This is a genomic window from Kosakonia sp. MH5 (assembly GCF_009935945.1).
Classification (GTDB): Bacteria; Pseudomonadota; Gammaproteobacteria; order Enterobacterales; family Enterobacteriaceae; genus Kosakonia; species Kosakonia radicincitans.
In genome coordinates this window covers 22,306-45,542 of sequence record NZ_QODH01000008.1, presented here as the reverse complement: position 1 = coordinate 45,542, position 23,237 = coordinate 22,306, and the positions used below count along the sequence as shown (strand labels likewise).

At 55.7% G+C, this 23,237-nt stretch carries 15 protein-coding genes and 1 pseudogene; 7 read left to right on the top strand and 9 right to left on the bottom strand.

Going from position 1 to position 23,237, the window contains the following annotated elements; all coding sequences use genetic code 11:
• Window position 1 precedes the first annotated feature (1 nt).
• The 3 genes and pseudogenes from DK872_RS27605 to DK872_RS19590 form a co-directional block, all read right to left on the bottom strand.
• Window positions 2–2,266: pseudogene (locus DK872_RS27605) on the bottom strand (NtaA/DmoA family FMN-dependent monooxygenase).
• A 63-nt stretch (window positions 2,267–2,329) separates the two neighbouring features.
• On the bottom strand, window positions 2,330–3,451 hold the full coding sequence (locus tag DK872_RS19595; RefSeq protein ID WP_035885666.1) for an amidohydrolase: 1,122 nt from the start codon (window positions 3,449–3,451) through the stop codon (window positions 2,330–2,332).
• A complete protein-coding gene (locus tag DK872_RS19590) occupies window positions 3,448–4,446 on the bottom strand; it encodes an MsnO8 family LLM class oxidoreductase (protein ID WP_007375132.1) in 999 nt (332 codons plus the stop codon). Before DK872_RS19590 ends, DK872_RS19595 begins: the two co-directional genes overlap by 4 nt.
• 448 nt (window positions 4,447–4,894) lie before the next feature.
• Between DK872_RS19590 and ansP the strand changes: the two genes are divergently transcribed.
• Window positions 4,895–6,364 carry an L-asparagine permease gene (gene ansP, locus DK872_RS19585; RefSeq protein WP_007375134.1) on the top strand — a complete coding sequence of 490 codons (1,470 nt, stop codon included), beginning with the start codon at window positions 4,895–4,897 and terminating at the stop codon, window positions 6,362–6,364.
• Between the two features lie 275 nt (window positions 6,365–6,639).
• On the top strand, window positions 6,640–8,754 hold the full coding sequence (gene pqqU, locus DK872_RS19580; protein ID WP_161518731.1) for a TonB-dependent receptor PqqU: 2,115 nt from the start codon (window positions 6,640–6,642) through the stop codon (window positions 8,752–8,754).
• Window positions 8,755–8,848: 94 nt separating this feature from the next.
• Here the strand turns inward: pqqU and DK872_RS19575 are convergent, their stop codons facing one another.
• The 4 genes from DK872_RS19575 to DK872_RS19560 form a co-directional block, all read right to left on the bottom strand.
• On the bottom strand, window positions 8,849–10,786 hold the full coding sequence (locus tag DK872_RS19575) for a methyl-accepting chemotaxis protein (protein ID WP_149288775.1): 1,938 nt from the start codon (window positions 10,784–10,786) through the stop codon (window positions 8,849–8,851).
• 195 nt (window positions 10,787–10,981) lie between these two features.
• Window positions 10,982–11,638 carry a GntR family transcriptional regulator gene (locus DK872_RS19570; RefSeq protein ID WP_007372109.1) on the bottom strand — a complete coding sequence of 219 codons (657 nt, stop codon included), beginning with the start codon at window positions 11,636–11,638 and terminating at the stop codon, window positions 10,982–10,984.
• A 249-nt stretch (window positions 11,639–11,887) separates the two neighbouring features.
• Entirely contained in the window at window positions 11,888–12,925 is a 1,038-nt protein-coding gene (locus DK872_RS19565) for an NADP-dependent oxidoreductase (RefSeq protein WP_007372108.1), read from the bottom strand.
• Window positions 12,926–12,992: 67 nt separating this feature from the next.
• On the bottom strand, window positions 12,993–13,568 hold the full coding sequence (locus DK872_RS19560) for a helix-turn-helix transcriptional regulator (RefSeq protein ID WP_007372107.1): 576 nt from the start codon (window positions 13,566–13,568) through the stop codon (window positions 12,993–12,995).
• 37 nt (window positions 13,569–13,605) lie between these two features.
• Here DK872_RS19560 and DK872_RS19555 point away from each other — a divergent pair, with 37 nt between their 5' ends.
• Both DK872_RS19555 and DK872_RS19550 read left to right on the top strand, forming a co-directional pair.
• Window positions 13,606–14,121, top strand: a complete 516-nt coding sequence (locus tag DK872_RS19555; RefSeq protein WP_007372106.1) for a GNAT family N-acetyltransferase — start codon at window positions 13,606–13,608, stop codon at window positions 14,119–14,121.
• Window positions 14,121–14,570: a DMT family transporter gene (locus DK872_RS19550; RefSeq protein ID WP_107146102.1), complete on the top strand. Its 450-nt coding sequence runs from the start codon at window positions 14,121–14,123 to the stop codon at window positions 14,568–14,570. The genes DK872_RS19555 and DK872_RS19550 overlap by 1 nt, the downstream gene beginning before the upstream one ends.
• Here the strand turns inward: DK872_RS19550 and DK872_RS19545 are convergent, their stop codons facing one another.
• Window positions 14,571–14,804: a YdcY family protein gene (locus DK872_RS19545; protein WP_007372104.1), complete on the bottom strand. Its 234-nt coding sequence runs from the start codon at window positions 14,802–14,804 to the stop codon at window positions 14,571–14,573.
• A 10-nt stretch (window positions 14,805–14,814) separates the two neighbouring features.
• The gene (locus DK872_RS19540) at window positions 14,815–16,413 is read right to left on the bottom strand and encodes an ABC transporter substrate-binding protein (protein WP_107146101.1); all 1,599 of its coding nucleotides are present in this window, start codon (window positions 16,411–16,413) and stop codon (window positions 14,815–14,817) included.
• A gap of 279 nt (window positions 16,414–16,692) precedes the next feature.
• On the opposite strand from DK872_RS19540, the gene DK872_RS19535 reads away from it, so the two are divergent.
• From DK872_RS19535 to DK872_RS19525, 3 genes are read left to right on the top strand one after another with little or no spacing between them, the layout of a single operon-like run.
• Complete coding sequence (locus DK872_RS19535; protein WP_161518730.1) at window positions 16,693–18,039, top strand: SrfA family protein; 1,347 nt, start codon at window positions 16,693–16,695, stop codon at window positions 18,037–18,039.
• A 4-nt stretch (window positions 18,040–18,043) separates the two neighbouring features.
• Window positions 18,044–21,025: a virulence factor SrfB gene (locus tag DK872_RS19530; RefSeq protein ID WP_071921854.1), complete on the top strand. Its 2,982-nt coding sequence runs from the start codon at window positions 18,044–18,046 to the stop codon at window positions 21,023–21,025.
• Window positions 21,022–23,196 (top strand): virulence factor SrfC family protein, encoded by a 2,175-nt coding sequence (locus DK872_RS19525; RefSeq protein WP_161518729.1) that lies wholly within the window; start codon window positions 21,022–21,024, stop codon window positions 23,194–23,196. The genes DK872_RS19530 and DK872_RS19525 overlap by 4 nt, the downstream gene beginning before the upstream one ends.
• Window positions 23,197–23,237 lie beyond the last annotated feature (41 nt).

The window sequence follows — 23,237 nt, the reverse complement described above, 5'->3', positions numbered from 1 at the left end:
CTTAATCGCCCAGACCGGCCGGGTTGATCTCCGACGTTGGCAGTCTCTCCACGCCTTCGCCCCAGCGATTAAGTACTTTGTCGTAATCGCCGTTCTTGATAACGCCGTTCAGCGCGGTTTGTACCGGTTCCGCCAGGCAGCTGCCTTTCCGTAGTGTGACCGCGATGTGCGCCGCCTTCGGCCAGCCGCCATCGACGCTGCCAACCAGCCGGGTTTTGCCGGTCAATGCCGCTTTCCATGCGCCAATGACATTCGGGCCGAAATAGGCGTCGGCGCGCCCGGATTGCAGCGCCAGTGTCTGCGCGGCGTCATCTTTGGTGTATATCGGGGTAAACGGCTTCAGCCCTTTTTTCAGGTTTTCAGCGTTCCATGCGAGCAGGATCGCCTCCTGATTGGTGCCGGAACCGACAATAATGCGCAACCCGGCGATATCTTCCGCTTTCTCGATCGACTTCAGCGGACTGGTCGATTTGACGTAAAAGCCGAGGGAGTCTTTGCGATAGGTGGCGAAATCAAATTTTTCTTTACGCGCTTTGGTGACGGTAATGTTGCTGATGGCCGCATCATATTTCCCGGAGGTGACGCCAAGCGGCCAGTCTTCCCAGGAGGTAGGAACGACGTTCAGTTCCAGCCCCAGACTGTCGGCAACCAGGCGGGCAATATCCACCTCGCTGCCGAGCAACGTTTTGTTATCGTCGGCGAACACCGTCAGCGGCGGCGAATTAAGCGCAGCAACGGCAACGGTAAATTTGCCCGGCTGCACGAAATGGTAATCCTTTGGCAACTGCGCGACCGCCACCGGATTTTTCTCGGTGTTAATCGGCGTTTTATTCGCCTCAAGGCTGACGCCGGTGCCGTTAATATTCACATCCTGAGCCCAGGCCAGCGGCATGACGCTCAATGTCAAAGCCAGCAGTAGCGATGTTTTGTGCATAGCGTTTCTCTTCTTTTATTGTTGTGAAAACGGATTAGCGGGCAGCGGCAGACCTAAACTCTCGCGGAGTGTTGTGCCGGGATACGCCTTGCGAAACAGCCCGCGCGCCTGCAACAGCGGCACGACTTTGTCGACAAAGCGCGGGAAGGTATCCGGTGTGCCGCCCTGGATGATGAAACCGTCGGCGGCGTAGCTTTCAAACCACTGCTGCAAGCCATCGGCAACCTGCTGCGGCGTGCCGGAAAAACGCGGGCGCGGCGTGGCGCTCTCCAGCGCCACCTGGCGCAGTGTTAACCGGCGTTCACGTGCATTGCGTTTGATTTCGTCAGTGGTACTACGAAAGCTGTTCTGCCCCAAATCGCCGATATCGGGGAAAGGTTCATCCAGCGGATACTGGCTGAAATCGTGATGTTCGAAATAACGCCCGAGATAATTGAGCGCATCGGCAATGGATACCAGCGCTGCGGTGGTCTGGTATTGCTGTTCGGCGTCCTCTTCGCTGTCGCCGACAATCACACTGACACCCTGGAAAATATGCAATTCATCATGGCGGCGACCATACTGCTCCAGTTGTTGTTTGACGTCGCGATAAAATGCTTTCGCCTCGTCAAGCGTCTCCTGATGGGTAAAAATGGCGTCGGCATGACGTGCCGCCAGCTTTTTACCATCATCGGATGCACCTGCCTGGAAAATAATGGGTCGTCCCTGCGGCGTGCGGCCGATATTTAATGGCCCGGCAACCTGAAAAAAATCACCGTGATGATTCAGCGTATGTAATTTAGCCGGATCGAAGAATTGCCCGCTGGCTTTATCACGAATAAAGGCATCTTCTTCCCAGGAATTCCATAATCCTTTCACCACATCGAGATATTCATCAGCAATGCGGTAACGCAGCGCGTGATCCGGATGTTTTTCCCGTGAGAAGTTTTTTGCCGAGCCTTCCAGCGGCGAAGTCACCACGTTCCAGCCTGCGCGGCCATTACTCAAATGGTCGAGGCTGGCAAACTGTCGCGCCACGGTGAAAGGCTCGCTGTAGGAGGTGGAAAGCGTACCGACCAGCCCGAGATGAGTCGTCACACTGGCCAGTGCGGATAATACGGTGATTGGTTCAAAGCGGTTTAAAAAATGTGGGATCGATTTTTCGTTGATATATAAGCCGTCAGCGACAAATAAAAAATCGAGTTTCCCTTTCTCGGCAATTTTTGCCGTCTCCTGCACAAAGCCGAAATTAATACTGGCATCGGCAACCGCCGCCGGATGTCGCCAGGCGGACATATTTCCCGATGCGCCATGCAATATGGTGCCAAGGCGCAATTGTCGTGCTGTAGACATACTCCATCCTCATATTCAGGCAACAGAATGCCCGGCGCAGCCGCGCCAGGGCGATAATATTTTTCAGGGTTGCAGTAAGGCTTTTTCCGCTAACAGCGCGAAATAACGCGCTGCCGGTTCGATGAGATCCTCATCAGGATTAAACGACGGATGATGCAGACCGTATTCACTGGCGCTGCCAATGCTGACAAACGCGCCCGGAATATGTTGCAGATAGACGGCGAAATCCTCGCCGCCCATATGCAGATCCGCCTGTGCTGTCTGGTAGCCGTGCCAGTCGGCGACATCACGGGCAAATGTCGCCCAGCGCTCGTGGTTGATCAACGCATCCGGACCGGCAAACCAGTTGACGGAGATTTCCGCATCAAAGGCGCGCGCCAGACCAGCAGCAATCTCATCGACACGACGTTTGACGCTGTCGCGTACATCGTGGCGGTGCGTGCGCAGCGTGCCTTCCAGCTCGACGTGTTCTGGCAACACATTCCAGGTGTTTCCACCCTGAATACGGGTGACGCTCAGCACCACGGATTCCAGCGTATTGACGTTACGGCTGGCGATACTCTGCAGCGCCACCACCAGTTGGCTGGCGAGTAAAATGGCGTCGTTGCCTTCATGTGGCCGCGCGGCATGCGCGCCTTTACCGGACACTTTTAAGGCAAAGCGATCTACGTTTGCGTAAAACGCGCCGCTGCGCGTGGCAAACGTCCCCACCGGTAAACCCGGTTCATTGTGCATGCCGAAAATGGCGCTGACGCCGTTAAGTGCTCCCGCCTGAATCAGGCGCTTCGCGCCGCCAAAATTCTCTTCGGCGGGTTGAAACAGAATGCGTACCCGACCAGCAAGCTGAGACTCTTTCTCTTTCAGCAACAGCGCCGCGCCGAGCATCACTGTCGAGTGAATATCGTGGCCGCACGCATGCATGATGCCCGGATTACGCGAGGCAAACGGCACGTCCACCGCCTCGTCGATCGGCAGGGCGTCAATGTCCGCGCGCAGCGCAATCACCGGCTCGCCGTCACCCACTTCCGCCACCACGCCGGTCGGTAGCGTCAGCGGCAGCAGGCGCAAACCGGCGTTTTCCAGCCAGTGGCGAATGCGGCGTGTGGTTTCGAACTCCTGCAATGAGAGTTCCGGGTGTTGATGCAGTTCGCGGCGCCAGGCAAGCAGTTGTTGCTCAAAACTCATTCTGTCACCTCCTGACGAGCATGAACCTCTGCCAGCAGCCGTAACGACTGCAAGCGCGCGCTCCCTTCGCTCACCGGTGTATCAATAATGAATTCATCAATCGCAAATTCCTGATGCAGCGCTTCCAGCGCCGCGCGTACTTGCGTCGGTGTACCGGCAATCAGCGAAGGTTCGCGGCGAGTAATGCTGACTGCCGGGCTCCCGGCCTGACGGGCAAAGGCATGTCCTTGTGCTTCGCTGGCGACGCTAACGCGTTGTCCATTCGCCAGCGTCACGCCCCATACTTCAACGTGTTGCGCGAGTTCCTCGGCCTGCGCATGGGTTGGCGCGACAATCACCTGCACGGCAACCAGCGTATCGCGCTGGCTCTGCTGCTGCCACTGTGTGACAACGTCACGCAAAAGCGCTTTATCGCCGTTCAAGTGGGCGGCGAAAACAAAATTCCATCCCTGTTTTGCCGCAAGCGCTGCACTCTCAAGGCTCGCCCCCAGCAGAAAACCCTCTGCGCGCACTGGCGGTAGCGGTGTGGCGAGCAACGACTCTTCGGCGCTGCCGTCGGTCGGTGACAGCCAGCCATCCAGTTGCGCCAACTGTTCAGCAAAGCTGCCCTTCTCTGCGCTGTTGACACCATGCTGCAGGGCGCGTGTAGAAAGCGGTAAGCCGCCGGGTGCTTTACCGATGCCCAAATCAACCCGCCCCGGCGCCAGCGAGGCCAGCAGGTTAAAGTTTTCCGCTACCTTATACGGGCTGTAGTGCTGCAGCATCACACCGCCGGAGCCAACGCGAATACGCTGTGTTTGACCCAGTATCCAGGCAATCAGCAGCTCCGGCGAGGGGCTGGCAAGCTGGGCAGTGTTGTGGTGTTCGGCGATCCAGAACCGGTGATAGCCCCAGCGTTCAGCCTGCTGCGCCAGTTGCAGCGTGCGGGCCAGGGCATCCTGCGCGGTTTCCTGCTCCGCGATGGGGCTTTTATCCAGCAAACTCAGACGATACATGCAACGCTCTCATGTTGAAGGAGATACGTTCATTAATAGGTGGCGCGGCGCACGCTGTGAAACAATTAATTTACATTAAATAAGCAAAAAAGTAGCAAAGTCGGCGCGGCGGTCATTATGCATGCTTATGGGATAAGCCTATAACCTTATAAAATTGGCAGGTATTTACCGGTTTATGGCTGGTTTTTTCTGTTGCTTTTATCTGCTGGTTGAATCATTTACGCTGCTTGTCTCCTTTCACCTCACAATTTCTGCTAATAGTCCCATCACTGGCGGCGGGTATGTTTTGCGTCATTTGCCGATTGCAGGTAGGATGCTGCGCCATGTTTCTCTTATCCATACGTAGAATCACTGGAAAGGCAAACATTTACCGCGGAGCAATCGTTTGGCTTTTGCTCACGCAGGTTGAGGAATTCCGCAAGGTTCAGACAGGTTAACAGGTAACGAAATGAAAACAGACAACAACAGCGCCACGGAGCATCACGCGGCGAAACGACGCTGGCTTAACTCTCATGAAGAGGGCTACAACCGGGCGATGGGTAATCGCCAGGTACAAATGATCGCTATTGGCGGCGCGATCGGGACGGGGTTATTTTTGGGCGCAGGCGCACGATTACAGATGGCGGGGCCATCGCTGGCAATCGTCTATCTGGTTTGTGGTCTCTTCTCTTTCTTTATTCTCCGCGCGCTGGGCGAACTGGTATTGCACCGCCCTTCCAGCGGTAGCTTTGTTTCCTATGCCCGTGAGTTTCTGGGCGAAAAAGCCGCGTTTGTCGCCGGCTGGATGTACTTCATTAACTGGGCGATGACCGGTATCGTCGATATCACCGCCGTTGCGCTCTACATGCACTACTGGGGCGCGTTTGGCGATGTGCCGCAGTGGGTGTTTGCGCTGGCCGCGCTGGCGATCGTCGGCACCATGAACATGATTGGCGTGAAATGGTTCGCCGAAATGGAGTTCTGGTTTGCGTTAATCAAAGTGCTGGCGATTGTGGTGTTCCTGATTGTCGGGACCATCTTCCTCGGCAGCGGTAAACCGCTGGACGGCGGCACAACCGGCTTCCATTTGATCACCGACAACGGCGGTTTCTTCCCGCACGGCTTGCTGCCAGCGCTGGTGCTGGTTCAGGGCGTGGTCTTTGCGTTTGCCTCTATCGAGCTGGTCGGTACTGCCGCCGGTGAGTGTAAAGATCCGCAGACCATGGTGCCAAAAGCGATCAACAGCGTGATCTGGCGTATCGGTTTGTTCTACGTCGGCTCGGTGGTTCTGCTGGTGCTGCTGCTGCCGTGGAATGCCTATCAGGCAGGTCAAAGCCCGTTTGTGACCTTCTTCTCCAAACTGGGCGTGCCTTACATTGGCGACATCATGAATATGGTGGTGCTGACCGCTGCGCTTTCCAGCCTGAATTCCGGGCTCTACAGCACCGGCCGTATTCTGCGTTCGATGTCGATGGGGGGTTCTGCGCCGAAGTTTATGGCGAAAATGAGCCGTCATCATGTGCCTTATGCCGGTATTCTGGTCACCATTTGCGTCTATATCGTCGGGGTGTTCCTGAACTATCTGGTGCCGTCGCAGGTGTTTGAAATCGTGCTGAACGTGGCCTCCCTGGGTATTATCGCCTCCTGGGGCTTTATCGTGATTTGCCAGATGCGTCTGCGTAAGGCGATCAAAGAAGGCAAAGTAGCGGATGTCAGCTTCAAAATGCCAGGTGCTCCGGTCACGTCATGGCTGACGCTGCTGTTCCTGCTGAGCGTACTGGTGCTGATGGCGTTTGATTATCCGAACGGCACTTACACCATCGGTTCTATCCCGCTGATTGCCGTGCTGCTGGTTGCTGGCTGGTTTGGCGTACGCAAACGCGTACAGGAAATTCACAGCACTGCGCCGGTTGCGCCGACTGAGAACGCCTCGCGCTAAACGGGCGGCAGTAAACATTAGGGGAAGGCTCTGGCCTTCCCTTTTTTATTACAGCGCAATACGAATAACATCATCCGGTACGCTGACATACAGCGTTTTGCCATCTAATTAATAACAATAAAGTGGAACACCAAATGAGGCAGAAGCGCATCTGGCAGGCAGGGACTACACTCATTCTTAACTTAACGTGCGTTTAATGTTTTCAAAATATTTACATAACCTTTAACATATTGGCGCATGTTCCATTTGGTTCGTTTTTCTCACTCGGTTCCGATATGACTATTCTTTCTGCCACGAAGGCCACTCTGCCGGCGTTATTACTCCCGGCTGTCCTCTCTCCGTCTGCTTCTGCCGCTGACAATGAACAAACAATGATCGTCAGCGCCGCGCCACAGACAGTCTCTGAACTTGATAGCCCTGCCGCCGTCAGCGTTGTACAGGGCGACGATATCCGCCAGGCGGCACCGCGCGTCAATTTGTCGGAATCGCTAAACAGCGTGCCCGGCTTGCAGGTACAAAACCGGCAAAACTATGCCCAGGATCTGCAACTTTCCATCCGTGGATTTGGTTCGCGTTCCACTTATGGTGTGCGCGGTATTCGCCTGTACGTGGATGGTATTCCTGCGACGATGCCGGACGGTCAGGGGCAAACGTCGAATATCGATCTCAACAGCGTGGAGAGCATTGATGTGCTGCGCGGCCCCTTCTCGGCGCTGTACGGCAACGCCTCAGGCGGGGTGATGAATGTCACCACGCAGACTGGACGCCAGCCGACAACCATTGAAGCCAGCAGCTATTACGGTAGCGACGCAAGCTGGCGTTACGGCCTGAAAGCAACTGGTGCGGTAGGCGACGGCACACACGCGGGTGACGTGGATTACACCGTTTCCAGCACCCGCTTCGTCACCGGCGGCTACCGCGATCACAGCGGCACGCGCAAAAATCTCGCCAACGCCAAACTGGGTGTGCGGATTGATGATGTCAGTAAGCTGAGCCTGATCTTTAACAGCGTTGACATCAAAGCCAACGATGCGGGCGGCCTGACCAAAGAGGAGTGGCAGGATAATCCGCGCCAGTCGCCGCGTGCTGACCAGTACAACACCCGCAAAACCATCAAACAAACGCAGGCCGGGCTGCGCTATGAGCGCCAGATGAGCAGCCAGGATGATTTAAGCGTGATGATGTACGCCGGAGAACGTGAAACGACGCAGTATCAGTCGATCCCGCGCGCGCCGCAGCTTAACCCGGCCCATTCAGGCGGTGTGATCGATTTGACGCGCCATTATCAGGGTATCGACACGCGCTGGACGCACCGTGGTGAGCTGGGCGTGCCGGTGACTTTTACCGGCGGGCTGAACTACGAAAATATGAGCGAGAATCGCAAAGGTTACGAAAACTATGTGATGGATGGCTCGACGCCGGTCTACGGCGAAAAAGGCAATCTGCGCCGTGACGAACGCAACCTGATGTGGAACCTCGATCCGTACGTGCAAACGGCCTGGCAACTGACGGATAAACTCTCTCTCGATGCGGGCGTGCGCTACAGCTCGGTGTGGTTTGATTCCAACGATCACTACGTTACGGCCGGTAATGGCGATGACAGTGGTGAAGCCAGCTATCACAAATGGCTACCGGCGGCTTCACTGAAATACGCGCTCACCGATGCGTGGAACGTTTATGCGGCGGCCGGACGCGGTTTTGAAACCCCGACCATTAATGAACTCTCCTATCGTTCCGGTAACCAGAGCGGGCTGAATTTCGCGCTGAAACCCTCTACCAATGAAACCGTGGAAATCGGCAGTAAAACGCGCATTGGCAACGGCCTGCTGACCGCAGCGCTGTTCCGCACCGATACCGATGATGAGATCGTGACCGACACCAGCAGCGGCGGGCGCACCACGTACAAAAACGCCGGGAAAACCCGTCGCCAGGGCGCGGAGCTGTCGCTCGATCAACAATTTGCCGGAAACTGGCGCGCCAAAGTGGCGTGGACTTATCTGGATGCCACGTACCGTAGCGAAGTCTGTACCGACAGCGACTGTAACGGCAACCGTATTCCGGGCATAGCGCGCAATATGGGTTATGCGTCACTGGGCTGGATCCCGGATCAGGGCTGGTACGCGGGTGCCGATGTGCGCTATATGAGCGATATTATGGCCGACGATGAAAACAGTGCGAAAGCCCCCTCCTACACCGTTACGGGCATCAACACCGGCTACAAATTTAGCTACGGCAACTGGATGATGGATGTGTTTGGCCGCATCGATAACCTGTTTGACCGTGAATATGTTGGCTCAGTGATTGTTAATGAATCGAATGGTCGTTACTACGAACCCGCTCCGGGACGTAACTACGGCGTCGGTTTGTCCATCGCTTATCAGTTCGAATAATGCTCGCCAACCGCCTTCACCCGAGGGCGGTTTGTAATAGAAAAAAGCCCGGAAGCTGATGCTTACGGGCTTTTTTTATTGAGTTAAAACACTGTCAGAAGGTGGTCCAGCCTTCATCGCTGCTTTGTGTTTCACGCGGTAAAGCAGGCGCTTTCGCCGTTGGCGTGGCTTTGGGTTTTCCCGCTTTCGGTGCGCTTTTGGCTTCGTTTTGCTCCAGACGGAATGTTGCCACCAGTTCTTCCAGCAGACGCGCCTGTTCTTCCAGCGAACCTGCCGCTGAAGACGATTCGCTCACCAGCGCGGCGTTTTGCTGCGTGGTGCTGTCCAGCTCGCTCACTGCACGGGCAATCTGCTCAATACCACGGCTCTGCTCTTCCGACGCCGAGGAAATTTCACCCATGATATCGTTAACACGCGTTACCGATCGGACAACCTGGTCCATGGTTTCACCGGCTTTGGCCACCAACTCACTGCCGACATTGATACGGGAAACCGACTCGCTGATCAGTTGTTCAATATCTTTTGCCGCCTGCGAACTGCGCTGAGACAGGCTGCGCACTTCGCTGGCCACTACGGCGAAACCCCGGCCTTGTTCACCGGCACGCGCGGCTTCCACTGCGGCGTTCAGCGCCAGAATGTTCGTCTGGAACGCAATACTGTTAATCACTGCGGTGATATCAGCAATTTTGTTAGAGCTGCTGTGAATGTCGCCCATGGTATTCACCACTTCGCGCATTACCGTACCGCCTTCGCCGGCCGTCTGTGAGGCCTGCGCCGCAAGGCTGCTGGCGTTACGGGCGTTATCGGCGTTATTTTTCACCGTCGCGGTCAGCTCTTCCATGCTGGCTGCCGTTTCCACAACCGCTGCGGCCTGCTGTTCCGTACGGGAAGAGAGATCGGTATTGCCTTCGGCAATTTCGGTTGCCGCGCGGGAAACCTTCGTCACGCTGTTACGTACTTCGTGGATCATTTCACGCAGCGTGTCGTTCATCCGCCCCATTGCCCCGGTCAATTGCCCCAGTTCGTCGGTACTCTGCGCGCGAATTTGCGAGCTGAGATCGCCGCTGGCAATACGTTCCGCCAGTGCAAGGTTGCGGTCAATCGGACGGGTAATCTGGCGGATCACCCACCAGGAGACAATCACTCCGAGCAGAATGGCGATAGCGCCGATAATTGCGGCGATGGTACTGGAGCTATAGGCCAGCTCATCGTTGTGCGCTTTTACTAGCGTAATGATCTGCTTCAGCGCCGCGCTGCTGTTATCGCCACCGGTTTTAACATGATCTTCTGCGGTCTTGAGAGCCTGATAGGCGGTGAAATAGTTGCGGCTCAAATCGTGGTATTTAACGGTGTTATCCCATAAAGCCTGTAACGGCGCTTGCAGTTCGCCCGGCAGCTGGCTCGACAGCGCCTGAACACTTTTTTGCGTGTCGCTGAAATGGCGCTCCAGCGCATCGCTGCTCTCTTTGCCTGGGCTATAACGGACAACCAGCGCCGCTTCACGCACTGCGCTGATAGCGAATAATTGCTCATAAACTTGCGTCATCAGGCTCGGATCGGCAACCGGCGTACGCACGAGCGTGGTGTAGCTGGCGGCGAGATCTTCAGCAGCGAGTTTATCGAGCGCATCGCGAACAGCGTGAATATCACTGGTCGCTTTTTGCATCTCGCCAATGCTGCTCTGGAACTTCGCCAGATGATCGGCGACATCGTTGATGATCTGTTTTTCGTTGGTTGACCAGCTCATGTTGTCAGCGCTGGCCGTCAACTCTGACGCGTGGCGAACGTAATCAGACATCACCTGACCGGATTTATCATCACCATAGAAATATTTCAGGCGGTTAATTTTTGCCTGAAACACTTCGATGTTGATGTTATACATCAGATTGGTTTTTTGATAGACGTCGCGGATTTCCTGAAAGCGCAACACACTGAGGACAGAAGCAACAGCAACCAGAAACAGAACTAACCCAAATCCTACCGACAGCTTTCTACTAATTTTTATATTGCTTAATCGTTGGTTAAATGACATTCCCCGACTCCTCGCTGGACACCAAATGTTAGCGCCTTACTACGCGCAAGAAAGGTTATCGGCAGGGAATGCGTGGATTTCAGGTATTAACTGGTCTTATAAGTACAAAACGTGATATGGATGCGCCCCAATGACAAATTTTTGTCGGGAAGCATCCATGATTTAGGTTAAGTGATTGTATTTAAGAGAAATAGCTCAGCGATAAAATTGCTTATGAATAATGTTTGCGCCCTCATCGATGGCCCGCCATATTCCGCGTTCGCTGGCAAAAGCATCACCTTCTTCAAGTGCGGCTAATAAGTCTGAATAATCGTGGCTGCGTGTTAAATCATCCGAATGTGGATAAAGATAATTAAAACATGGGCCAATGCGTACCCATAATTGCTCAATCAGTGCTGTCAATGTCGGCATACCTGCCTGCTGGTAAATCGAAAAGCGAAAAATCCGATTTGCCTGCAACATCTGCTCGGTATGGCCGCTTTTTAGTGTTTCGTGAAAAGCCGCAGCCAGCGCACGCAACTCCCTGATCCTCTCCGGGGTCATACTTTGACTGGCGGCACGGGCAGCCATCCCTTCAAGGTTTTTGCGTATCTGGTTGATTTCGTCATAGCGTTCAAGGCTGACCTCCGGCACTAAAAACGCCTGCGCCGGTGTGGCATGTAGCGCGCCTGCAGAGACCAAACGCAAAAGCGCTTCCCGTACCGGAGTAATACTGGTACCCAACTGATCTGCTATTTCTTTCGTGATAAGCCGCGCGCCAGGTTTTAGCGCACCGATAATAAGCGCATTTTTCAGACTCGCCTCCACCTGCATAGTGAGGCTGGTTCGTTGCGCTTTTTCCAAATCAAGCATGTTTGCGTCCTGTATAATTTCTTATTTATTTTCAGCCTGGTAGCGTGTCCGTAATCATTCAAATATATTATATAAACATGCCTGGTATTGGATTGTCGCGTAAAAGATGTAGCTAATAATTAGTTATTATGCACAACTACCAGGAACCGCCTTCACAAGGTTATCAGTTCCTTATGCTTGTCTAATTAAAGACGTTTTTTCGGATTTTGCACAATTCTGACGGCGGTTTTTTTCGCCGCCATCAGTCGCTTAGCGTGATGGTCCAATTTGCACTACGACCTTGCCGAAATTTCGACCTTCCAGCATACCGATAAACGCCTCCGGCGCTTGCTCAAGACCTTCTGTTAGTTGTTCACGGTAGTGAATTATTTCCTGTTTTACCCATTTCCCCATTTCTTGCTGGAATTCGTTAATTCGGTGACCGTAATCCTGAGTAATAATAAATCCCTGCAACCGAATTCGTTTTTTAAGCAGCGTTGCCATTAATAACGGAATACGATCCGGGCCGTCAGGAAGTTCCGTGGCGTTATAACCGCTGACTAATCCGCAAAGCGGAATTCGCGCCCTGGTATTTAATAATGGCAGCACGGCATCAAAGACTTTGCCGCCAACATTTTCAAAATAGATATCGATCCCTTGCGGGCAGGCCCTCGCCAGTTGTTCGGCAAAATCTTCCGCGTGATGGTCGAGACAGAGATCAAAACCGAGTACCTCCACGGCATGACGGCACTTCTCTTTGCCCCCGGCGACCCCGACAACGCGACACCCCTTGATTTTACCGATCTGCCCGACCGTTGCGCCGACCGGGCCGGTTGCAGCGGCAACGACCAGCGTTTCCCCCGCTTTCGGCTGACCGATATCAAGCAGCCCCATATAGGCGGTAAAACCTGGCATCCCGAGGATACCCAGCGACCATGAGGGATGCTGTGGATCTTTACCAAGGTTGATCACATCATCGCCGCTGGCGATGTCGTAATCCTGCCAGCCGCTGTAAGCCAGCACCCAATCGCCTTCGGCAAAATCCGGATGCAGTGAACTGACCACGCGGCTGACCGTCGCGCCACACATCACTTCGCCGATTTTTACCGGCGGCGAATAGGATGGCGCATCGCTCATACGACCGCGCATATAGGGATCTAACGAGAGGTAGACCGTTCGCAGTAACACCTGGCCTTCGCCGGGTGCCGCGATGTCATCCTCTTCAAGGCGGAAATTGTCGGTAACCGGGGCGCCATGTGGGCGAGAAGCCAGCACCCAACGGCGATTGCGGTGAGAAGATTGATTCATCGTGCTCTCCTGTGCATGAAAGACTAATTACTGATACTAGTCGTTTCCTGCCAGCAGCGCGTTAACATTATGTACCGGCGTGGTTGAGCCGCACCACCAGATAGCGGCAAGGTGCGCTGCTCTCGTTGATAAAACGGCAATCGTTCGGCGGCCCGAGTTCCAGGCAATCCCCGGCTTTCATTTCGTGCCGCGTATCGCCTTCAACAAACACCAACTCGCCTTCCTGCAACCAAATTAACTGCCGTGCTAACGCATAAGAAGAAGCGGGCATCGGAATATCGCTGCCCGCTGGCAGGTCGATTTGCACCAGATCGATAGGCAGATCGCTGCGCGGCGAAACGTGGCGGCGCAGGTAGTGGCTTTGCGGGTCGCTCCATACCGGCTGATCGGCGTAGCGCAGCAGCTTTCCTTCCTGCATTTCGGCGCGGGCAATCAGCGTTGACATGCTGATGCCGAATGCGCCGGAAAGCCGCGCCAGCAGCGCCGCCGTTGGGCTGCTCTCGCCGCGTTCGATTTTGTGGATCATCGCCCGCGAAACGCCCGCGCGTTCGGCCAGTTCGCTCAATGACCAGCCGCGGGATTCACGTTCTACACGAATTCTGGCACTGATCCGTTGATTTATATTGTCTGAGATAGTATTCATATCGTAATACTATAGTGTACAAATCTGAGGTTCAACCATGAATATTCGTTTTGCCGGGAAAGAAGATTGTGCCGCCATTGCAGAGATCTACAACCATGCGGTGGTGAACACTGCTGCCATCTGGAACGATCAAACGGTCGATGTCGGGAACCGTATTGCCTGGTATGAAGCGCGCGCCAAACTGGGTTATCCAGTGCTGGTCAGCGAAGAAAATGGCGTGGTCACCGGCTACTCTTCGTTTGGTGACTGGCGCGCCTTCGATGGTTTTCGCCACACCGTCGAGCACTCGGTGTATGTTCACCCCGAACATCAGGGCAAAGGCCTCGGGCTGGCGCTGATGGAACGCCTGATCGAAGAAGCCAGACGCATTGGTAAACATGTGATGGTGGCGGGCATTGAGTCGCAAAACCATGGCTCTATTCATCTGCACAGTAAACTGGGTTTTGTCACGACCGCGGAAATGCCGCAGGTCGGCACCAAGTTTGGTCGTTGGCTCGATTTAACCTTTATGCAGTTGCAGCTCGATAACCGTACCGATCCGGATGCTATCTAATGAACCAGTCGTTGACCCTCACCTTTCTGATCGCCGCCGGGATTGGCCTGGTGGTGCAAAACACGCTGATGGTGCGCATTACTCAGTCGGCCTCGACGATCCTTATCGCCATGCTGCTCAACTCGCTGGTGGGTATTGTGCTGTTTGTCTCGATTTTGCTGTTCAAGCATGGGATGAGCGGGTTTCAGGAACTGTACGCCAGCGTGAAGTGGTGGACATTAATCCCCGGTTTGCTGGGTTCGTTTTTTGTCTTCGCCAGCATCAGCGGTTATCAGTACGTTGGCGCGGCAACGACCATTGCGGTTCTGGTGGCAAGCCAGCTGATTGGCGGGCTGGTGATGGATGTGGTGAGGAGTCAGGGGATCGCGCTGCGGGCGCTGATTGGCCCGGTGTGCGGCGCGGTACTACTGGTGATTGGCGCCTGGCTGGTGGCCAGACGCCAGTTCTGATCACAGGATTGAGCCACCTTTGGTGAGCTGGTCACGGCGCGCTTCCATATCTTCTTTATGCTGGCGGCCGTGATGCGCAATCGCCGTCCGCAGGCGCTGCTGCTGCGCGTAGCGCTCTTCCCGGCTTAGCGCGGCGTCATCGCTGAGTTCAACCAGTAATTCGTTCATCCCGATAATAACGCTCTGTTCAATGGCCGCATCAACGCGCGCGACAACCTCATCCAGATGTGACATATCCACTCCTTTAATTCAATTTCACTTTCGAGAAATCACTGCCCATCAGGCTGACCTGATAACCGGTCACATTACTGCGCGTGGCGTAGAAGGTTTTGCCATTCGCCAGCGCAATCCACGGCGCCTGCTGGTAGAAGATATCCTGCGCCTGTTCGTACAGTTTGGCGCGGGCCGCCGGATCGCTGACCACTTTGGCTTTCTGCACCAGCGCATCATAGCCTTTATCGCACCAGCGCGCGGCGTTGGCGCCGTTTTTGATGCTATTGCAGCCCAGCAGCGTATCGGCGAAGTTATCCGGGTCGCCATTATCCGACATCCAGCCGAACAGAGCCGTGTCGTGCTCGCCTTTACGCATTCCGGCCAGATACTCCCCCCACTCGAAAGAGACAATCTTCGCTTTCACGCCCACTTTCGCCCAGTCGCTCTGGATCATCTCGGCGATACGGCGCGAGTTCGGGTTATACGGACGTTGTACCGGCATTGACCACAGTGTGGCTTCAAAGCCGTTCTCCAGGCCCGCCTGTTTCAGCAGCGCTTTGGCTTTTTCCGGATCGTAGCTGTAATCCTTCAGATCTTTGTTATAGCCCAGCATATTGGGCGGCAGCGGCGATTTCGCCACGCTGCCGGAGCCGAGGAACACGGCGTTAACGATCGCCTGCTTATCGGTGGCATAGTTCAGCGCCTGACGCACCAGTACGTTATCAAACGGTTTTTTCTCGGTGTTAAATGCCAGATAACCGACGTTCAGCGCATCAATGGTATGCAGCGTCAAATCTTTGTTGTTTTTTATCTGATCAAACTGCACCGGTGACGGCGCCGGAATGATCTGGCACTCGTTGGTTTGCAGTTTCGCCAGTCGTGTCTGCACATCCGGGGTGATAGAGAAAATCAGGTGTTTGGTTGGTACCGGGCCTTCCCAGTAGTTCGGGTTGGCAAGATAACGGATTTGCGCATCGGTTTTGTATTGCTGCAACACATAAGGGCCGGTACCGATTGGCCAGTTGTCGACGTTTTCCGGCGTGCCTTTTTTCAGCATCGCATCGGCGTATTCCGCTGAGAGAATAGAGGCGAAATCCATCCCCCAGTCGGCAAGAAATGGGGCGTTCGGTTCGTTCAGCACAAACTGGACGTGGTAATCGTCCACCTTTTTCACCTCTTTAATCAGCTTATCAAGGCCGACATCGGTGAAGTATTCGTAATTACCCCGCGAAACATTGTGATACGGGTGTTTCGCGTCCATTTGCCGCATGACGGAGAAAATCACGTCATCGGCGTTGAAATCGCGCGTCGGTTTAAAATATTTATTGCTGTTGAATTTTACCCCCTGGCGCAGCGTAAACGTCCAGGTCTTGCCATCTTCCGACACTTTCCACTCCGTCGCCAGCGACGGAATCGGGGTATTTTTCACCGGATCGAAGGTGACCAGGCGGTTATAAAGCACCTGCGAGCTGGCAACAAAAGTCGGCCCGGAACTGGCAATTTGCGGGTTAAAGGATTCAGGCGACGCTTCGGAGCAGTAGACGATGGTGTCGTTAGACGCGGCCCATGCCGCACTTGCCGGTAACAGTGTGCTCAGCGCGAGGGCGAGCAGCGTTTTCCCTGTAGACATTATCAGGAACCTTCTTATTTATATGGAGTAGTAATCTCAGCACAGCTCAGGTGAACTGGCAAATGGTGATTCTCTATCAGGTTATGCTAAAGCAGTTGATTTCGCTGAAATATCAACCATCATTACGATTAAAATTTATCTTAAATAATTATCGCGGCGTCAAGTCTGATTGATGTCATCTATGCATCGAGAATTCAATGGTTTTGCGGTCTCCTCTTCCTTTTACTGGCGACAAGTTTGCGTATAGTAGACGCGTAAAGAAGCCTATGGGATGAAAACGTGGCAAAAACTCTCTTACGCAGCGGCGATCTGGATGATTTCCAGGCCGTGGGCGGCGGCGGTCAGGCCGTATTTGATTCGGCATTACAAATTCGTGAAGCACTGCGCCTGCGCAAACAGCAGGCGCTGGTTGACTGTCTGGCAATACCCCAGGTTAATGATGAAGGCGATCGTGTCGACTGGTATTCACCCATCGACGGTCGTTCGGTTTCGTGGAAAGCCGCCGACGAAGAGGCGCGAAGCCGTGCCCGCGAGCACCTCGAAAATACCCTCGACAGCGCTTATGCCCTGAGTCGCAAATGCCTGCAATCGCAGAAAACAGCGCAGCAGCTGTTTGGCTCGTTGCTGGAGAAAGCGCTGCAATTTCCCGGTGAAAACCACGTTTTCCTCGTCGATGGCAAACCGGTCATCACCTTCTGGGGGTTCGTCAACCTCAATGAAAGCGCACGTGAAAATGTGCTCGACTGTCTGCGCGAACCGGAACCCGAAGTGCCGGAAATCACCCTGTTGCCGGAACCGGAGCCAGAAGAAGAGCCTGCCGTTGAAGTCACCTTCAGCCAGGCGGATGCGCCGCTGTTAAGCACGCCGCCGGAAATCAAATTGCAGCCAGAACCGGTTGAAGAACCGCCTGTGCAGGCCGCGCCGACGCCAGAACCCGCTCCGGTTGCCGCGACGCCTGCGAAAAAACGCCGTCGCTACGGTCTGTGGGCGCTGCCGGTTACTGCCGCAGTCGCGGCGGCTATTGCCACCCCGCTGCTGCTGAAGCAACAAGAAGTTCCGGCTCCCGCGCCGGTGATTGCAAAAGCTGAACCTGTCGAGATTGCACCGCCCGCCATGCAGGCCGCGCCAATTCCTGCGCTGACGGCGAAGCTGCCACTACACCAGGCGGAAGTCTCCGCCCCTGCCGAAACCGTAGCCGAGAAACCCGCCGCGAAAGAGCCGGTGGTGATTTCCGCCATCCCGAAAGGCGCGCTGGTGATGGATGCTGTCGAGGTGAAAATCGGTTCAACCAAATTCCTTAACGGTAACTGGCGCGTTGATCTGGATGTCAAAGATCCCGTGACCGGCAAAGCGCCAACGGTGCGTTATCAAATCCAGAACAACAAAGGGTCGGCGCGCATTGTTCACGGTAAGAACATTACCTGCCGCGCAGATCTCTTCTCTGGCCTGCACGAAACCGGCGAACTGTTGATTAAAAGTCGCGGTAACGCGCGGTGTAGCGACGGTACCCGTTACCCGATGCCGGACATTTCCTGTAAAGCAGGCAGCAACGACGTAGCCGAGTGCAGCGCACGTTTTGACGCCAAAACCACCGTTCCGGTGACGTTCAGAAAAACAGGTGACTGAGTTTATGCTGGTTAATCTTTGCGACTACAAACAGAGCGTGACGCTGATTGCCAACAGCGGCGTGCAGTTTCTTGATTTTGGCGTGACGCCGCAGGATTCGGCCAACAGCGGCCGATTTGTACGTAAAACGGCCAATGGCCCACTGCTGCGGCTCGATTTTGATGTAGTGAATGAGCGCTATACCCTGCCGAACCGCGATGGCGGTCAGCCGGAAGTGGTCAAGCCGGAAAGTACCCACGCGTTGCAGTATTCGCTGTCGATCCTTGATGGCGTCTGGCTGCCGGTGCCTTTTTTGCGCTTTAACCCGCCGCGTACTTTTGTTGAAGGGCCGGATAACTGGGCGCGGGTGCAGATCCGTAAATTGAGCGAGCCGGACAGCGCAGGCAACACGCACCGTATCGCGCTGGCGCTCGACAGCCAGATCAACGACAACTCTCCGGCTTCTCTGGCGCCGCAGGAGAACGATATCCTTAACGGCACGCGCTTTGCGCTGGCCTGGCATGATGATGAAGTCGCCGATTTCCTCGATCAAACCTGGGTTGACGGCTGGCTGCGGGAAGCCTTCTTACACTACATTTCACAGCATGAAAGCCGCAGCGAGCGAGAGATCACGCAGGCGCTGCGCGGTTTTGAATACCAGGCGCACTGGCTGAACCTGATGACCCTGCTCGGCTCACAATTGCAGGTGCCGGAAGTCAAAATTGTCACCCACACTCTGAGCACTCCGGCGATTCCGGTTGATCTGATCCTCGATGTCGGTAACACCCACACTTGCGGCGTGATCATTGAAGATCATGGCGATGCCAATGATGGTTTGCGCCAGACGGCAGAGTTGCAGGTGCGATCGCTCAGCGAGCCGCAATTCCTTAACGAACCGTTATTTACCAGCCGCCTGGAGTTTTCGGAAGCGCGTTTTGGTAAGCAGCACTTCTCGGTGGAGAGTGGGCGCGAAGATGCATTCATCTGGCCGTCGATTGTGCGTGTCGGTGATGAAGCGCGCAAACTGGCGATGCAGCGCGTCGGGACTGAAGGCAACAGCGGGATCTCCAGCCCGCGCCGTTATCTGTGGGATGAAACCCCGGTGTTGCAGGACTGGCGCTTTAGCCAGATGAACAGCAAAACGCAGCGCGAACCGCTGGCTACCGCTTTCCCGCTGATGAACCTGATGAATGATGAGGGCCAGCCGCTCTACAGCCTGCCGCTGGATGAGCGTTTGCCGGTCTTTTCGCCGCAATACAGCCGCAGCACCCTGATGACCCATATGCTGTGCGAATTGCTGTCGCAGGCGCTGGGGCAAATCAACAGCGTGGCAACGCGTTTACGCCTCGGCTTCCCGGCGTCTCCGCGCCAGTTGCGCACCATTATTTTGACTTTGCCTTCCGCGATGCCGAAGCAGGAGCGTGAAATCTTCCGCCGCCGCATGTTTGAAGCGATCGCGCTGGTGTGGAAAGCGATGGGCTGGCATCCGCAGGATGAAGATTTTGCCAACCGCAAGCAGCAGGAAAAAAGCGTGGTGCCGGTTCCGCATATTCAGATGGAGTGGGACGAAGCGAGCTGCGGACAACTGGTGTGGCTGTATAACGAAGCGATCTCCCGTTTTGCCGGGCAGACGGAAACCTTCTTTGCCTCCCTCGCCCGCCCGGATCGCGCCGAAGCGCCCGGCGCGGTGAAAGGCCGTTCGCTGCGCGTTGCCTCTGTCGATATTGGCGGCGGCACCACCGATATGGCGATCACCCATTATCAGCTTGATGATGGCACCGGCAGCAACGTCAAAATCACCCCGCAGTTGCTGTTCCGTGAAGGCTTTAAAGTGGCGGGTGATGACATTCTGCTGGATGTCATCCAGCGCTGCGTGCTGCCTGCACTGCAAACGCAGATGCAAAAAGCGGGCATCAGCGATGCGGCGGCGATTATGGCGACGCTGTTTGGCGACTCCGGGCGTATTGATACGCAGGCGGTTTTGCGCCAGCAGACCACGCTGCAACTGTTTATGCCGATCGGTCACGCAATCCTTGCCGCCTGGGAAGAGAGCGATATCAACGATCCGCTGGCCGGATTGCATGCGACCTTCGGTGAATTGCTCAAGCAGCAGCCGACGCGCAATGTGATGAATTATCTGCGCCAGGCAATCGATCATGCGTTGCCGTCCGGCTCGGCGGAGTTCGACGTGCTTTCCGTACCGTTGCAGGTCAATTTCCGCGAATTGCAGGATGCTATGCTGAACGGGCAATTTACGCTTACCGCCCCGCTGCATGCGGTGTGCGAAGCCATTTCCCACTACAGTTGCGACGTGCTGCTGATCACCGGCCGTCCTGGCTGCCTGCCGGGCGTGCAGGCGCTGATCCGCCATTTGCAGCCAGTGCCGGTTAACCGCATGATCTGGCTGGATAAATATCGCGTGCATGAGTGGTATCCCTTCAGCCAGCAGGGCAAAATCGGTAACCCGAAATCAACAGCGGCGGTCGGTGCGATGCTGTGCAGCCTGGCGCTGGATCTGCGTCTGCCGCGCTTTAACTTTAAGGCGGCTGACATTGGCGCTTATTCCACCGTACGTTACCTCGGTGTACTGGATAACGTGGTGAACACATTACGCGACGAAAACATCTGGTATCACGATATCGATCTCGATAAACCGGGCGCCAAGCTGGATGCGAAGCTGCACTTCCCGCTGCGCGGCAATGTGACGCTGGGTTTCCGTCAGTTAGCTAACGCCCGCTGGCCCGCCACGCCGCTCTATACGCTGAGCATTAACTCGCAGGATCTGGCGAAAACCATCGCCGGCGATGGCGTGTTAAACGTGCGTCTGGCCTTTAGCGGCGGCAACAAACATCACGGCCCGGAATCCTTCACGCTGAGTGAAGCCTGGTTGCAGGACGGAACGCCGGTGCCTGCCGACGCGTTAACTTTTAAATTGAATACGCTGGCCGACCGCCGCCATAGCGGTAGTCACTACTGGATCGACAGCGGGAGTGTGTATCTGAAATGAGTGCGAGCGTAAACACCACCCAGGCGTTGAGCGCATGGATTAACGAGAACCGGACACTTTCACCGCTACTGGATGATGATGCCGACGCGCTGCTGGCGCGCCTGAATGCGGTCGCAGCCGGAGAAACCGCGCTGCGCGACGCCGTTAACGCGCCCTGCACCATCGGTCTGTATGGTCATTCGCAGGCGGCAAAAGCTCATCTGCTCGGCGCGCTGTGCGGCAGCGGCAACGGGCGGCTGGATGTGCGTCCGGGCGATAAAACGCTGGATTACTTTACCCATATCAATCCGGGTCACGCGCTGACCAGCATGGCGCTGCGTTTCAGCCCGGATCACTCGCCGATGGACGACAGTTTTCCACTCTGCTTGCGCATTATCAGCGAAGCTGAACTAGTGCAGTTGTTTATTGCCCATACTCAGCAGCAGCCGGAATTACGCGCGGCAGACAAAGCGGTGATCGAAAGCCGGGTCGCGAAATGGCGCACCCTGCGCCAGCCGAATCCGGTACCGGGGATCACCGCCGAAGAGATTGGCGGCATTGCCCGTTTCTGGCGCTCGGTAGTGCCTTCATCGCAGCAGCAAATGGACGATGCTTTGTGGTATCAGTTCGCCAGCCTGCTGCCGCAACTGGATCTCAGCGCGCGTGCCAGCGCCTGGTCGTTATTATGGGGCGAGCAACACGAACTGACGCAGCAGTGGCTGGCGCTGGCGCACACCCTGCACCAGACCGGCAATGCCAGCGAACTGGCTGCGCCGTTAAGCGTTCTGGTCGATAGCTTCGCCCTGCCGACAGACGGATTTTTAACGCCAGCGGAACCCGGCAGCGAAGAGATTCATGATGAAGTGGTGGTGCATCCATGGGCCAACGAGCAACGGCTCAATGCGGTCAGTATTCCACTGGCGACGCTGGCGCTGATCACCCGCGAACTGGTGCTGCCGGTGGAAAACAGCGTGCTGCCGTCAGTGGATATTCTCGATATCCCGGTGCCCGGCCCGCAGGACGGCCAACCGCTGTGGCGCAGCAAATGCCGCTGGCTGCTGGAGAGCTATCGCCAGCGCTTACAGCCGGACGTGCTGATGATCTGTAACGCCACGCTGGAGCGTTCGACCACCGCCGCCACTGCCCGCGCCCTGCTCAACTGGGTAAAAGAGACACAATCGGGCCAGGAAGCGGCGCTGCCGGGTCTGGTCTGGGCAATTACGCCACAAGATGCGCGTTTTACGCTGGCGCAGAACCTGGATGAAGCGGTCCAGCAGTTGATCGGCAAACCGGGACAACACTGGGGCACGTTGCAGGCGCTGGATGCCAGTAGTCTGCAACGCCTGCTGGCATGGTTAGCGCAGGCCACCGCGCCGGATCTGCGTCAACAGCGTTTAAAAGCGCTGGTAGAGCGCCATCAACATGCGCTGCGCGAACTGCTGCAAACATGGCTTGTCAGCCCGGAGAAGGACGCGGCCACTCAGCGCACCCGCGCTGAAGCTGTCGTGCGCGAATTGCAGGGGCAGGCTTCCCGTCACGGTGAATTGCTGGAAGGTTTGCAGCCGGATATGCAGCAGTTCGACACGCTGTGGAAAGTCCAACAGCCACGCGAAGAGAAAGTCAGCGGTTTGTTTAATGATGCAATCGATCTGTTTGCCGAATCACCGGACAACACGGAACAGCAACCGCAAATTAAAGATGTCGGTCAGCAGGCACATGCGCTGTGGGTTAACCATGTCCGCCAGTGGAGCCGCAACGACGACAACGCCGCGCGCCTTGGGCTCAGCCCGGCCGCTCTGCGCCAGATGGCGGAAATTGTGATTGTCAGCAGCTACCGTCTGAATCTGCCGGAGCAGTTGCAAGCCATCATGCAACGTGATACTGCCTGCGCCGCGCAACTGCATGCTGCGATTGGCAACTTTGTCGCCTGGCTCGGTTATGCATCGGTGGCGGAAGCCGATCGTCCGGCCAGCCGCGTGCAGAAAGATCGTGCCATTTTCGCCACCGGTTCGGCGGAGGCGAGCAACACGCGCCTGACACGACTGAGCGAGCAACCGGTTCACGCCGCCACCCGTTATGTTTACGACTGGCTGGTTGCGCTCTATCACCGGGCAACGGAAAACATTGGCTACCGCCACCCGCTGGATGTCACTCCGGCGGCGCGCAAGAAGCTGAAGTCTTTACTGCCATAAGCGAAGACCGATGCCGCACAAACAGAAACCCGGCCGGTTTT